The organism is Rhizobium alarense (assembly GCF_021555155.1).
In the GTDB taxonomy this organism is placed as follows: domain Bacteria; phylum Pseudomonadota; class Alphaproteobacteria; order Rhizobiales; family Rhizobiaceae; genus Rhizobium_D; species Rhizobium_D alarense.
On sequence record NZ_JAKGBU010000066.1, the window covers coordinates 1 to 13,252 of the forward strand.

11 protein-coding genes are annotated in these 13,252 nt (G+C 65.4%); 3 read left to right on the forward strand and 8 right to left on the reverse strand.

Annotated elements, in window-relative coordinates; translation table 11 throughout:
- The coding region (locus tag LXM94_RS18770; protein ID WP_235772992.1) for a peptidoglycan-binding protein at positions 1–868 on the forward strand (868 nt) is incomplete at its 5' end.
- 23 nt (positions 869–891) lie between these two features.
- On the opposite strand, the gene LXM94_RS18775 is transcribed toward LXM94_RS18770, so the two are convergent.
- On the reverse strand, positions 892–1,482 hold the full coding sequence (locus LXM94_RS18775) for a TetR/AcrR family transcriptional regulator (protein WP_235772993.1): 591 nt from the start codon (positions 1,480–1,482) through the stop codon (positions 892–894).
- 156 nt (positions 1,483–1,638) lie between these two features.
- On the opposite strand from LXM94_RS18775, the gene LXM94_RS18780 reads away from it, so the two are divergent.
- On the forward strand, positions 1,639–2,037 hold the full coding sequence (locus tag LXM94_RS18780; RefSeq protein ID WP_235772994.1) for a RidA family protein: 399 nt from the start codon (positions 1,639–1,641) through the stop codon (positions 2,035–2,037).
- A gap of 30 nt (positions 2,038–2,067) precedes the next feature.
- On the opposite strand, the gene dnaE is transcribed toward LXM94_RS18780, so the two are convergent.
- On the reverse strand, positions 2,068–5,556 hold the full coding sequence (gene dnaE / locus LXM94_RS18785) for a DNA polymerase III subunit alpha (protein ID WP_235772995.1): 3,489 nt from the start codon (positions 5,554–5,556) through the stop codon (positions 2,068–2,070).
- Positions 5,557–5,912: 356 nt separating this feature from the next.
- Here dnaE and LXM94_RS18790 point away from each other — a divergent pair, with 356 nt between their 5' ends.
- A complete protein-coding gene (locus LXM94_RS18790; RefSeq protein WP_235772996.1) occupies positions 5,913–6,497 on the forward strand; it encodes a hypothetical protein in 585 nt (194 codons plus the stop codon).
- 65 nt (positions 6,498–6,562) lie between these two features.
- Here the strand turns inward: LXM94_RS18790 and LXM94_RS18795 are convergent, their stop codons facing one another.
- From LXM94_RS18795 to LXM94_RS18820, 6 genes are all read right to left on the reverse strand, one after another.
- The gene (locus LXM94_RS18795; protein WP_235772997.1) at positions 6,563–7,249 is read right to left on the reverse strand and encodes an ABC transporter ATP-binding protein; all 687 of its coding nucleotides are present in this window, start codon (positions 7,247–7,249) and stop codon (positions 6,563–6,565) included.
- Positions 7,250–7,258: 9 nt separating this feature from the next.
- Entirely contained in the window at positions 7,259–8,563 is a 1,305-nt protein-coding gene (locus LXM94_RS18800; protein WP_235772998.1) for a lipoprotein-releasing ABC transporter permease subunit, read from the reverse strand.
- A gap of 11 nt (positions 8,564–8,574) precedes the next feature.
- The gene (proS, locus tag LXM94_RS18805) at positions 8,575–9,903 is read right to left on the reverse strand and encodes a proline--tRNA ligase (protein ID WP_235772999.1); all 1,329 of its coding nucleotides are present in this window, start codon (positions 9,901–9,903) and stop codon (positions 8,575–8,577) included.
- An 847-nt stretch (positions 9,904–10,750) separates the two neighbouring features.
- Positions 10,751–11,020: a DUF1467 family protein gene (locus tag LXM94_RS18810; protein WP_235773000.1), complete on the reverse strand. Its 270-nt coding sequence runs from the start codon at positions 11,018–11,020 to the stop codon at positions 10,751–10,753.
- A 94-nt stretch (positions 11,021–11,114) separates the two neighbouring features.
- Positions 11,115–11,519: a methylmalonyl-CoA epimerase gene (gene mce, locus LXM94_RS18815; protein ID WP_235773001.1), complete on the reverse strand. Its 405-nt coding sequence runs from the start codon at positions 11,517–11,519 to the stop codon at positions 11,115–11,117.
- Between the two features lie 55 nt (positions 11,520–11,574).
- Positions 11,575–13,242 carry a ribonuclease J gene (locus tag LXM94_RS18820; protein WP_235773002.1) on the reverse strand — a complete coding sequence of 556 codons (1,668 nt, stop codon included), beginning with the start codon at positions 13,240–13,242 and terminating at the stop codon, positions 11,575–11,577.
- Between the last annotated feature and the right edge of the window lie 10 nt (positions 13,243–13,252).

Below are 13,252 nucleotides of genomic sequence, written 5' to 3' on the forward strand. Positions count from 1 at the left end.
ACATCCGCTGCTGTTCCGCCCCAAGGCGGCGGAATCGGCCGGCCAGCTGCTCTCCGACGCCACCCTGCGTCCCTCGATGCCGGAGGCCGACGGCAAGACGGTCGAGGTCGCCATGACCGACACCGCGGTCGATGTCGCGGCCCTGCCGACGGTCGAGGCCGTGCCGTCCGACCCGATCCGCATCCTGATCACGCGCCGCGGCGCGCGCGATGCCGTGCTCGACCTGCAGACCCTGCTCACCGGGCTCGGCTACGACGCCGGCACGCCGGACGGCGTCGCGGGCAGCCAGACGCACGGGGCGATCCGCGCCTTCCAGGCGGCCGAAGGGCTCGCCGAGGACGGCATGCTGACGCCAGAACTCGTCGCGGCCGTCTATGCCAGGGCCGGCCGAGGCACGCCGCCGAACGGCCGGATCCTCGTGCGGCAGAAGTTCAAGCCGGTCTTCGAGGCACCGGTCACGATCCGCGAGCCGGCGCGGGCGCTCGGCACGCATTTCCTGCTCGCCCGCAATGTCGACGCCGCCACGGGCTCGGTCGACTGGTTCGCGGCGGCGATGGCCAATCATCTCTCCGACGCCACGAAACAACGGCTCGGCATCGCCGACACGGCGGGCGAGGCCGACACGCCTTCCCTGCAGCAGGCACTCGACCGCATCGAGATCGCCGACGAGGTGAAGGAACGCGTCTCCCGCCTGCTCTCGGAGGGCGCGTCGCTGACGATCGCCGATGCCGGCGTCGAGGCGGAAACGGGGCTTGGCACCGACTTCATCACCATCACCCGCAAGACGCCAAAGGCGGATATCCCGATGGCGCAGGGCGACAACAGGACCCGGAAAACGAAGACGTCGGCGGTTGTGATCGTCAACTGATATGGTGCGTCAGGCCGGCCTGTCTAAAGGGGCCGTGCGAGAAGGCCCGTCGCCAGGGCGTGGAACGCGTCGACAGCCTTGGGCAGCACCTCCTTCGGACGATCGCTTGCAGCGATCCAGAGCGCCGCGTTCAGTGCGGCGCTGCTGAGAAGCCGCGCAGCGGCCTCCGGATCGACCGGCTTGAGCGTTCCCTGCGCGACGAGCCGCTCCACCTTCGCCTTGGTCGCCTGGAGGCACCGGCTCTGGCTCGGCCATTGCGAGGGATCGCCCAGCACCGCCGGTCCGTCAAGCAGAACGATGCGCTGGACTTCGGGGTCGAGGGCCATCTCGATATAGGCCGCCGCCTCGGTCAGCAAGCCTTGCCAGTCGTCCGTCGCGCGGGCTCCGATCTCCTGCGCACGCGCCGCCATTTCGGAATCGATCTGGTCGACGACGGCCGCCAGAAGCCCCCGCTTGTCCCCGAAATTGTGATAAAGCGCCCCCCTTGTCAGGCCGACCGCGGCGGTCAGGTCGTCCATCGACGCGGCGGCATAGCCTTTCTCGGCGAAGGCTCTGCGCCCGGCCGCAGTTAATTTGACGCGGTTTTCCTCCATCATTTCAAGACGTTTGTTCATACTTTCACTCGTATTTTCATATACGCTTCGTATATCAACTTGACATGGAGCGCTTGCATCGCCAATTTCATATACGCACCGTATACGAAATTGCAGCCCTTGTTAAGCGTTGGCTTGCGGTATCGGGCGCCCTTAACAATCAGGAAGAGAGATACAATGACACAGCGCGACGCAGTTTTCCCGGCAGGCAGGCATGCCCTCTATGAAGAGCATGGCTATTCGGCGGCTATTCGTTCCGGCGACCTCCTGTTCGTTTCCGGACAGGTCGGCAGCCGCCCCGACGGAACACCCGAACCGGATTACCGGCAGCAAGTGCGGCTTGCTTTCGACAACCTCAAGGCCACGCTTGCGGCTGCCGGCGGAACGCTCGACGATATCGTCGACATCACGACGTTCCACACCGATCCGCAAAACCAGTTCGACACGTTCATGACCGTCAAGCAGGAGGTTTTTCCCGACAAACCCTATCCGAACTGGACAGCCATCGGCGTCACCTGGCTCGCCGGCTTCGACTTCGAGATCAAGGTCATCGCCCGCATTCCGGCTGCGGCCTGAATACTCGGCAGCGGCTTTAACGGGACCTCCTCACACCAGCTCCACATCCAGCACACCGGGTGCGGAGCGCAGCGCCGCGGCGATTTCGGGGGAGATGCGGAAGCGCTCGTTCAACTCCACCTCGATTTCGCGCTGGCCGTTGTCCTTGATGACGATGAAGGAGACGAGGCCGTCGCCCTTCGTGTTGAGATGCGCGGCGACGGAGCGCAGCGGACCGCAATCGCGCACATAGACCCGGAGTGCCTTCTGGCTCTGCAGCGCCTCTTCCTCCAGCGAGCGCAGCGTCTGGATGCGAAGCCCGATGCCTTCCGGCCGCTCCTCCGCCTGCACCGTCAGCACCAGCGACTTGCCGGGCTCCAGCAGGTCCCGGTATTGCTGCAGCGCCTCCGAGAACAGAACCGCTTCGTACTGGCCGGAGGCGTCGGAGAATGCGACGATGCCCATCTTGTTGCCGGTGCGGGTCTTGCGCTCCTGCCGTGAGGTGACGGTGCCGGCCAGCCGGCCGGCCGTCGCGCCCTGTTTCACCGCGAGCGCGAAATCCGCGTAGTTCTGCACCCGCATCCTGGCGAGCGTCGCGTTGTAGGTGTCGAGCGGATGGGCCGAGAGATAAAAGCCGAGCACCTGGAACTCGCGGTGCAGCTTCTCGGAGGCGAGCCAGGGCGTGAAGGACGGCAGCGCGATGGTCTCCGGCCCCGTTGCGGCGCCGGCCCCGAACATGTCGCTCTGGCCGCTCACCTTGTCCTCCTGCGCGCGCTGCGCGAAGCCGACCAGCCGGTCGAGCCCGCCGATCAGCGCCGCCCGGTCGAAACCGAAGCAGTCGAAGGCGCCGGCGGCGATCAGGCTCTCGAAGACCCGGCGGTTGACGAGCTTCGGGTCGATCCGCAGGCAGAAATCCTCGAGGCTCGCGAAGGGCCGGTCGCCGCGCATGTCGACGATATGCTGCACCGCCGCCTCGCCGACGCCCTTGATCGCCGCCAGCGCGTAATAGATGCAGTTCTCGCCGGTTTCGAAATGGGCGAAGGAGGTCTGCACCGACGGCGGGACGACGGTGATGCTGAGCCGCGCGGCATCCTGCCGGAAATCGTTGAGCTTGTCCGTGTTGGACATGTCGTAGGTCATCGATGCGGCCAGGAACTCGACCGGATAATGCGCCTTCAGATAGGCCGTCTGGTAGGAGACGATCGCGTAGGCCGCGGCATGCGACTTGTTGAAGCCGTAGTTCGCGAACTTGGCGAGCAGGTCGAAGATCAGATCCGCCTGCGGCTTCGAGACGCCGTTCTTCACCGCGCCGTCGACGAAGCGGGCACGCTGCTTGTCCATCTCCTCCTTGATCTTCTTGCCCATGGCGCGGCGCAGCAGGTCGGCCTCGCCGAGCGAATAGCCCGACAGCACCTGGGCGATCTGCATCACCTGTTCCTGGTAGACGATGACGCCCTGCGTTTCCTTCAGCAGGCTGTCGATCATCGGATGGATCGACTCGATCTCCTCCTCGCCGTGCTTGCGGGCGTTGTAGACCGGGATGTTCTCCATCGGGCCCGGCCGGTAGAGCGCGACGAGCGCGATGATGTCCTCGATGCAGTCCGGCTTCATGCCGATCAGCGCCTTGCGCATGCCGGCGCTTTCCACCTGGAACACGCCGACCGTCTCGCCGCGCGACAGCATCTCGTAGGTGAGACCGTCATCGAGCGGCAGGCTCTCGAGCTTCACGTCGATCATGCGCTTGCGGAGGAAATCGACCGCCGTCTTCAGCACCGTCAGGGTCTTCAGGCCGAGGAAGTCGAACTTGACGAGGCCCGCCTGCTCGACCCACTTCATGTTGAACTGGGTGACCGGCATGTCGGAGCGCGGATCGCGGTACATCGGCACGAGCTGCGACAGCGGCCGGTCGCCGATCACGATGCCGGCGGCGTGGGTCGAGGCGTGGCGGTAGAGGCCTTCGATCTTCTGGGCGATGTCGAGCAGGCGGGCGACCACCGGCTCCTTCTCCGCCTCCTCCCTGAGCTTCGGTTCCTCCTCGATCGCCTTGGAGAGCGGCGTCGGGTTGGCCGGATTGTTCGGCACCAGCTTGCAGATCTTGTCGACCTGGCCATAGGGCATTTCCAGCACGCGGCCGACGTCGCGCAGGGCGGCGCGCGCCTGCAGCGAGCCGAAGGTGATGATCTGCGCCACCTGGTCGCGGCCGTATTTCTGCTGCACGTAGCGGATCACCTCCTCACGGCGATCCTGGCAGAAGTCGATGTCGAAGTCCGGCATCGAGACGCGTTCGGGATTGAGGAAGCGCTCGAAGAGCAGCGAGAAGCGCAGCGGATCGACGTCGGTGATGGTGAGCGCATAGGCGACGAGCGAACCGGCGCCCGAGCCGCGCCCCGGCCCGACCGGAATGTTCTGGTTCTTCGCCCATTTGATGAAGTCGGCAACGATCAGGAAGTAGCCCGGGAACTTCATGCGCTGGATCACCGAGAGCTCGAAATCGAGCCGTTCGCGATAGTCCTGCTCGCAATAGCCCGGCGACAGGCCGAGCAGGGCCATGCGGCTCTCCAGCCCCTCCACCGCCTGGCGGCGCAGCTCCTCCGCCTCCGCGCGCTCGGCCTCCTCCGGGTCGTCCGTCGCGCCCGTGAAGCGCGGCAGGATCGGCGCGCGCGTCTTCAGCACGAAGGAGCAGCGCTGCGCGATCTCGACGGTATTCTCGAGCGCCTCCGGCAGGTCGGCAAAGAGCGCCGCCATGTCCTTGCGGCTCTTGAGGTAATGATCCGGCGTCAGGCGGAAGCGGTTGTCGTCCGACACCATCGCATTGTGCGCGACGGCCATCAGCGCGTCATGCGCGTCATATTCGTCCGGCGACGGGAAGAACGGCTCGTTGGTTGCGACGAGCGGCAGGTCGTGCTGATAGGCGAGCTCCACCATGCGCCGCTCATGACGCCGGTCGTAGCCGCGGTGGCGCTGAAGCTCGACATAGAGCCGGTCGCCGAACAGCCGTTTCAGCATCATGAGCCGCGCCGTGCCGGCGGCCGGCTGGCCGGCGCGAAACGCCATGTCCACCGGGCCGGACAGCGCACCCGTCAGCGCGATCAGCCCCTCCGTCCCGGCCTCGAGCCAGGACGCGAGGATACGGGTCGCCTGCACGCCCTCGCCTTCGAGATAGGCCCGGCTCACCAGATTGACGAGGCGCGTATACCCTTCGGCGGTCGCGGCCAAAAGCACGATCGACGGCAATTTGGCAAGCTGCGCCTGGCCGCTCCGCCGTTCGCCGTCACCCTCGTCCTCCATGTCGATCGACACCTGGCAGCCGATCAGCGGCTGGACGCCGTCGTCCATCGCCTTCTGGGAGAATTCCAGTGCCGCGAAGAGGTTGTTCGTGTCGGTGATGGCGATCGCCGGCTGGGCGTCGGAGACGGCCTTGCCGATAATCTTCTTGATCGGAAGCGCGCCCTCGAGCAGCGAATAGGCGGAATGCACCCGAAGATGCACGAATTGCGCGGGCGTTTGCCCTGCTGCCGCTTCCCGAACCGAATCCGCCATGCCGACCATCCTTTCGCGCCGAGGCACGAGGATAAGCGGATTCGCGAAACGAGAGTCCAGCCCCGGCGCAGAATTTCTGCGGCTATCCCCTTGGGATGCGCCCGGTCAGGCCGATCCGATGAAACCGGCCGTCACATGCCGAGCACGATGACGGAAAAGCTGGCGACGAACAGCGCCATCGACGCAAAGGCGGCAAGATCACGCAGAAAATCGGTCATGTGAGGCTCCCTTTCCTTTTATGTTTTCATTTTGTTCCGTTATTGTTCTTACGTCAAGGAAAAATTTTATCCCCCCTTGCGCGTCGACCGGCGACTGCGCTTGAGTGCCTGCGCCGCCCCTTTTTGAGGAGATCTGCCGTGAACCTTCGACTTGCCCTGATGCTTGCGCTTCTTCCCGTCCAGGCCCATGCCCAGGCCTTCCCGGCCGATCGGATCGGCGCGGCGGCGGCCGGCGACTGGAACGGCGACGGTGCGCCGGACCTCGCGCTTGTCGTGAAGCCGCCGGCCGATGGCGACGGGGACAACGCCCTTCTGATCTATCTCAACAAGCCGGACGAGGCCCGGCTCGAACCGGTGCTGTCGCTGCCGAACTTCCTCTGGGGCAGTTACGTGCTCTATGGCCAGGAACCGGAACTCGCCGTCCTTGCGAACGGCTCGCTCGGCATCGTCACCAAGAACGACTCGATCGGCCGCGACCGCTGGCGGCAGACGCTGACCGTCGCCTATCGCAACTTCGATTTCGTCGTGGCCGGCTACACCTTCTCCGCCTATGACACGATCGCCGAGGACGACACGGGCAACCGCAGCCGGGACTGCGATCTCAACGTCCTGACCGGCAAGGGCAAGGCGGATGGCAGGCCGATTGCCGCGAGCCCGGGCTTCGTGCTGCTCAAGGACTGGAAGGACGAGATCGGACGCAAGGCCTGCGGCTACGGCGAGTAGGGAGACGGTTCAGCCCCCAGGCCGGGCGCGTTGCCGCCGGCGTTGCGCTCTCTGATTGCCGAGGGTCAGTCGAGTTCGCGCACCAGGCCGTCCTCGATCGTCACGCGACGATCCATCAGGCCGGCAAGCACGTGATTGTGGGTCGCGATCAGGGCGGCAAGACCGGACTGGCGCACCAGTGCCTCCAGCGCCTCGAAGACATAACCCGCAGTCTCGGGGTCGAGATTGCCGGTCGGCTCGTCGGCAAGCAGCACGAGCGGCGCATTGGCAACGGCGCGGGCGATCGCGACGCGCTGCTGTTCGCCGCCGGAGAGCTCCGCCGGCCGGTGCTCGCCCCGGTGACCGATGCGCATGTAATCGAGGAGCTGGGCGGCGCGCTCGCGCGCCTCCGCCTTGGAGAGCCCGGCGATCAGCTGCGGCATCATGATGTTTTCCAGCGCCGAGAATTCCGGCAGCAGGTGGTGGAACTGGTAGACGAAGCCGATGTCGCGGCGGCGGATGCCGGTGCGCGCCTCGTCGCCGAGCTCGGCGCAGGCGACGCCGTTGATCGCCACCGCGCCCGCATCCGGCTTCTCGAGGAGGCCGGCAATGTGGAGCAGTGTCGACTTGCCCGTGCCGGACGGGGCGACGAGCGCCACGGTCTCGCCGGCCCGCAGTGTGAAGTCGGCGCCTTTGAGGATCGACAGAACCATGTCGCCCTGGCCGTATTGGCGCTCGACGCCGGAAAGCTCAAGTACCGCACGCGCAGTCATCATTCGTTCCTATTCGTACCGGAGAGCCTGCACCGGATCGAGCTTGGAGGCGCGCCAGGCGGGAAAGATCGTGGCCAGGAAGGAGAGCGCCAGCGCCATGACGATGACGGAGACGGTCTCGCCGGGATTCATGTCGGCCGGAAGCTGGCTGAGGAAATAGAGTTCGGGGTTGAACAGCGTCGTGCCCGAGATCCACGAGAAGAACTGGCGGATCGATTCGACGTTGAGGCAGACGACGACGCCGAGCGCCACGCCGGCAAAGGTGCCGACGGTGCCGATCGCCGCCCCCGTCATGAAGAAGATGCGCATGATCGAGCCGGACGTCGCCCCCATGGTGCGCAGGATCGCGATGTCGCTGCCCTTGTCCTTCACCAGCATGATGAGGCCCGAGATGATGTTGAGCGCGGCGACGAGCACGATCAGCGTCAGGATCATGAACATGACGTTCCGCTCCACCTGCAGGGCGGAGAAGAAGGTGCGGTTGCGCTGCCGCCAGTCCGTGATGAAGATCTGCCGCTCCGCCGCCGCCTCGACCGGCTGGCGCAGCGCATCGACGGCGTCCGGATCGGCAACGAAGAGCTCGATCGACTGGACGATGCCCTCCGCGTTGAAATAGAGCTGCGCTTCCTCGAGCGGCATGTAGATGATCGAGGCGTCGTATTCCGACATGCCGATCTCGAAGACCGCCGAGACGGTATAGGACTTGACGCGCGGGTTGACGCCGAGCGGCGTCACGTCGCCTTCTGGCGCCACGAGCGTGATCTGGCCGCCGGCGCTGATGCCGAGCGATTCGGCCATGCGCGCGCCGATCGCCACGCCGCTGCCGGAGGCGAAGCCGACGAGATCGCCCTCCCTGATATTGTCGGAAACGGTCTTGAGCTTGGCGAGGTCGTCGGCGCGGATGCCGCGCACCAGCGCGCCGGTGCCGGCGCCGCCCTGCCCCGAGGCGAGCGTCTGGCCCTCGACCAGCGGAATCGCCATGTTGACGCCCTGAACCTTCGACAACCGGTCGGCAAGCGCCGCATAGTCGTTCAGCGGCCCGTCGATCGGCTGCACGATCATATGGCCGTTGATGCCGAGGATGCGGGAAATGAGCTCGGTGCGAAAGCCGTTCATCACCGCCATGACGATGATGAGGGTGGCGACCCCGAGCATGATGCCGATGAAGGAGAAGCCGGCGATGACCGAGATGAAGGCCTCCTTGCGGCGGGAGCGCAGGTAGCGCCAGGCGACCATGCGCTCGAAGGCCGAGAACGGCCGGCTCGCGGCCGCGCCGTTCGGTTTCAGATCGCCGTCATCCGTTGCATCCGACATGGTCCCCCCGATCAGTTGGCCGTCGCCACCCTGGCGATCGCCGCCTCGACGGTCATGGTTTCGCGTTCGCCGGTCTTGCGGTCCTTCACCTCGACCTCGCCATTGGCGACGGAGCGCGGTCCCGCGATGATCTGCACCGGCGCGCCGATCAGGTCGGCGGTCGCGAATTTCGCGCCCGCGCGCTCGTCGGTGTCGTCGTAGAGCACGTCGACGCCGGCTTTGGCGACCTCGCCGTAAATCTTCTCGCAGGCCGCGTCGCAGGCCGCGTCGCCGGCCTTCATGTTGATGATCACCGCCTCGAAGGGCGCGACGGACTTCGGCCAGATGATGCCGTTCTCGTCATGCGAGGCCTCGATGATCGCCGGCACGAGGCGCGTCGGGCCGATGCCGTAGGAGCCCATGTGCACGATGTGCTCCTTGCCGTCCGGCCCCTGCACCTTGGCGCCCATGGCCTCGGAATATTTGGTGCCGAAATAGAAGATGTGGCCGACCTCGATGCCGCGCGCCGACAGGCGGTCGGTCTCGGGGATGGCGTTGAAGGCCGCCTCGTCATGCATTTCGGAGGTCGCCGCGTAGCGCGACGTCCACTGTTCGAAGATGCCGCGCATCTCCGCGACATCGTTGAAGTCGCTGTCCGCCGGCGGAATGTCGAAATCGACGAAGTCCTTGTGGCAGAACACCTCGGACTCGCCGGTTTCTGCCAGGATGATGAATTCGTGGCTGAGATTGCCGCCGATCGGTCCGGTGTCGGCGCGCATCGGAATCGCCCGCAGGCCGAGGCGCGAGAAGGTGCGCAGATAGGCTGCGAACATGCGGTTGTAGGCGTGCTCGGCGCCTTCGCGATTGAGGTCGAAGGAATAGGCGTCCTTCATCAGGAACTCGCGCGAGCGCATGGTGCCGAAGCGCGGGCGGATCTCGTCGCGGAACTTCAGCTGGATATGGTAGAGGTTGAGCGGCAGGTCCTTGTAGGACTTGACGAAGGAGCGGAAGACGTCGGTGATCATCTCCTCGTTCGTCGGGCCGTAGAGCATCGGCCGGTCCTGCCGGTCCTTGATGCGCAGCATCTCCTTGCCATAGGCATCGTAGCGCCCGCTTTCCTGCCAGAGTTCGGCCGACTGCAGCGTCGGCATCAGCAGTTCCACGGCGCCGGAGCGGTTCTGCTCCTCGCGGATGATGGCATTGACCTTGTCGAGCACGCGCTTTCCGAGCGGCAGCCAGGTATAGATGCCGGCCGACTGCTGCTTGATCATGCCCGCCCGCAGCATCAGCCGGTGCGAGACGATTTCCGCCTCCTTGGGGTTTTCCTTGAGGATGGGCAGAAAGTAGCGGGAAAGGCGCATGTCGAGTTCCGGATGACTGGCTCCGCCTAATATCAGAATCGGGCGAAATGACGTTGAATTGCCCGCGTTCATAACCGCTTCCCCGGGCGAAGGGAACCCGCTTGACGATGGCCCGGGCACGCGACCGGCTGCGGGCGGTGCGGCGTCCTCGCCGCACCGGGATCCGCGTCAGAAACCGATACCGCCGGCGCGGAGACCGGCGGGACACGGGCGGCGGACGCCCCCGATCGGCCCGCGCGCCCTGGTCCGGAGACGAAGCCGCACCCTGCTGCCTGCGAGGCAGCGATCACATTTTCGAGAGTACGGGTGAAAAGGCCCGCGAGAAAGCTGCAACACACGCGGCAGGCCCTACCGGCGGGCTGGCCCGACGCCCGGATTTTCAGGCGAGTCCGGTCACGAAAGGCGCGAAAATAACAGGATGTGCGACATGTTTGTCAATCGAAAAAATTTGCTTCACTGTAGCAAAAATGCAAAAAAACAGGATGACAACGCCTAAGCTTTGGGCTAGTTTCAGGCCACAAAACAGGCAAGGAGTACAAATTCTTGCCAACTCGCGGTCAAGTCTTGGGAGGATCAGATCTTAGGCGCGCATAGACGCTGCCTCCGGCAACGGAAAAGGATCACGCGACACTTAAAAAACAAGGCTTCAAGCCTTGTTTTTTTTTGCTTTTCATCCATCAGCTATCAGGTGTCCGTGACCGTTCTGTGACGACCGTCCGCGACAATCCGGCACATCCGGATCACCCGACACCCATTCATCCCCGACTCTGCGGCATGGCCCGCGCCTGTCGCCTGCCGTTACGTCAGATGCTTGCCGACGGCATTTGCCCTTCGGAGAAATTTATTCTCATCGGAAATCCGGCATGACCTGCGGAAGCGTGTCGATGCCGACGCCGAATTTGATGCTCAGCACGAGCCAGGCACCGTAGAGGACGGCGGAGACGAGCGTCGTCGCCAGCACGACGCGACCGGCCCGGAATTTTGCGGGCGCGCTCTCCACCGACCCCGGCACGACGTCGTTTTCCTCGGCCTGGGTCTTCAGCCCGAAGGGCAGAACGGCAAAGAGCGTCAGCCACCAGACGATGAAATAGACGGCGAAGATCGAGAACCACTGCATCGGCATGCCCTTCCAAGCGGCGGACCACCCGCCCGGCTGCGCCCTTCTAGACCGACTGCCGCCGGACTTCAAACGTCGCGGCGGCGACCTGCTGTCACACCTCTTCGAGCTCGATCAGCGTGCCGAAGAAATCCTTGGGGTGCAGGAACAGCACCGGCTTGCCATGCGCCCCGGTCTTCGGCGATCCGTCGCCGAGGACACGCGCACCCGCCACGACAAGCCGGTCGCGCGCCGCCAGGATGTCGGAGACCTCGTAGCAGATGTGGTGCATGCCGCCGGCCGGGTTCCTGTCGAGGAAGGCCGCAATCGGCGAAGCCTCCCCGAGCGGCGCGAGAAGCTCCACCTTGGTATTCGGCAGGTCGACGAAGACCACCGTGACCCCGTGCTCGGGAAGCGCCTGCGGCGGCGTCACCACAGCACCCAGCCGGTCGCGATAAGACGCCGTGGCGGCCGCGAGATCCGGCACGGCGATGGCGATGTGGTTGACGCGACCCAGCATGATCTCCTCCTCGCGGCGCAGGCCGTTCGCTACCACAACGGCGCCACGCCGGGTATCAGACCTTCGTCAGGAAGACGGTGACGACGGGCTTCTTGCCCCAGATCTCGTTGGCGGTGGAGCGCACGGCGCGCCGCACCGCCTCGCGCACCATCTCCAGATCCTTGCGGCGGGCGCGCGGGATGCTTTCCACCGCGCCGAGCACCGCGTCATAGAGCGTGTCGCCCATGTCCTCGCCCTCGTCGTCGAACTGCGGCAGGCCGAAGGGTTCCACCTCGGGATCGCCGAGGAAATCGTAACGGCTGTCGAGCAACACGCTGACCGCGACATGGCCGACAAAGGAGAGCTTGCGCCGGTCGCCGATGCCCATCTCGTCATAGTCGCCGATCAGGCTGCCGTCCTTGAAGATGCGGCCGCAGGCCGCCGCGTCGATCACCTCGGGCTCGCCCGGCGCCAGGCGCAGCATGTTGCCGTTCCTGACCCGCGGCACGCGCGCGATGCCCGACTGCTCGCCGAGTTCGGCATGCGCCGTCAGATGGGCCGCCTCGCCGTGGACCGGAACGAGAATCTGCGGCCGCACCCAGCCATACATCTGCTGCAGTTCGTTGCGGCGCGGGTGGCCGGAGACGTGCACCAGGGCCTCGCTGTCGGTGATGACGTGGATGCCCTGGTCGACCAGGCCGTTCTTGATGTCGTTGATCGCCTTCTCGTTGCCGGGGATGGCACGCGAGGAGAAGATGATCGTGTCGCCGGCGGTGAAGGCGACGTTGCGCATCTCGTCGCGGGCGATCTTGGCGAGCGCCGCGCGCGGTTCGCCCTGGCTGCCGGTGAGGATGACGACGACCTTGTCGCGCGGAATGTAGCCGAACTCGTCCTCGGCGATGAAGGGCTTGATGCCTTCCATGATGCCGATGTCGCGCGCCACGTCCGTCACGCGGCGCATCGAACTGCCGAGCAGCAGCACCTCGCGGCCGGCCGCTTCGGCGGCCTGGGCAATCGACCGGATGCGGCCGACATTCGACGAGAAGGTGGTGATGCCCACCCTGCCCTCGGCCGTCTCGATGATCTTGCGGAGGCTCTCGGAAATCTCCTGCTCCGAGGGCGACACGCCGTCGCGAAGCGCGTTCGTGCTGTCGCAGATGAGCGCCAGGACGCCCTCGTCGCCGAGTTCGCGGAAGCGCTTCTCGTCGGTCAGCGGGCCGAGCGAGGGGTCGAGGTCGATCTTCCAGTCGCCCGTGTGGATGACGCGGCCGAGCGGCGTCGTGATCGCGAGCGACATCGGCTCGGGAATGGAGTGGTTGACGCCGATCGCCTCGATCTCGAAGGGGCCGACATTGATCCGGTCGCCCTGCTTGAAGATCGTCACGGGAATCTGGTGGCGGCTGCGCTCGTAGTCGCGCTTCGCCTCCAGCATGCCGGCGGTGAAGGGCGAGGCATAGACCGGCACGTTGAGGCCCGGCCAGAGATCGTTCAGCCCGCCATAGTGATCCTCGTGCGCATGGGTGATCACGATGCCCTTCAGGTTCTTGCGCTCCTCGGCGAGGAAGCGGATGTCGGGCAGCACGAGATCGACGCCCGGCAGGTCCGGCCCCGGAAAGGTCACGCCGCAATCGACCATGATCCACTGCCGGTTGCCGGGCTTGCCGTAACCGTAGAGCGCGAGGTTCATGCCGATCTCGCCGACGCCGCCAAGCGGCAGGAAAACGAGGTCTTCTTGCTGTGCCATTCTTACATTC

Excerpts from the sequence above, each read along its gene's own strand:
- LXM94_RS18810 (WP_235773000.1), bottom strand. The coding sequence starts at position 11,020 with ATGCAGTGGTTCTCGATCTTCGCCGTCTATTTCATCGTCTGGTGGCTG.
- LXM94_RS18795 (WP_235772997.1), bottom strand. The coding sequence starts at position 7,249 with ATGACTGCGCGTGCGGTACTTGAGCTTTCCGGCGTCGAGCGCCAATAC.
- LXM94_RS18800 (WP_235772998.1), bottom strand. The coding sequence starts at position 8,563 with ATGTCGGATGCAACGGATGACGGCGATCTGAAACCGAACGGCGCGGCC.
- proS (WP_235772999.1), bottom strand. The coding sequence starts at position 9,903 with ATGCGCCTTTCCCGCTACTTTCTGCCCATCCTCAAGGAAAACCCCAAG.
- LXM94_RS18820 (WP_235773002.1), bottom strand. The coding sequence starts at position 13,242 with ATGGCACAGCAAGAAGACCTCGTTTTCCTGCCGCTTGGCGGCGTCGGC.
- mce (WP_235773001.1), bottom strand. The coding sequence starts at position 11,519 with ATGCTGGGTCGCGTCAACCACATCGCCATCGCCGTGCCGGATCTCGCG.
- LXM94_RS18780 (WP_235772994.1), top strand. The coding sequence starts at position 1,639 with ATGACACAGCGCGACGCAGTTTTCCCGGCAGGCAGGCATGCCCTCTAT.
- dnaE (WP_235772995.1), bottom strand. The coding sequence starts at position 5,556 with ATGGCGGATTCGGTTCGGGAAGCGGCAGCAGGGCAAACGCCCGCGCAA.
- LXM94_RS18775 (WP_235772993.1), bottom strand. The coding sequence starts at position 1,482 with ATGAACAAACGTCTTGAAATGATGGAGGAAAACCGCGTCAAATTAACT.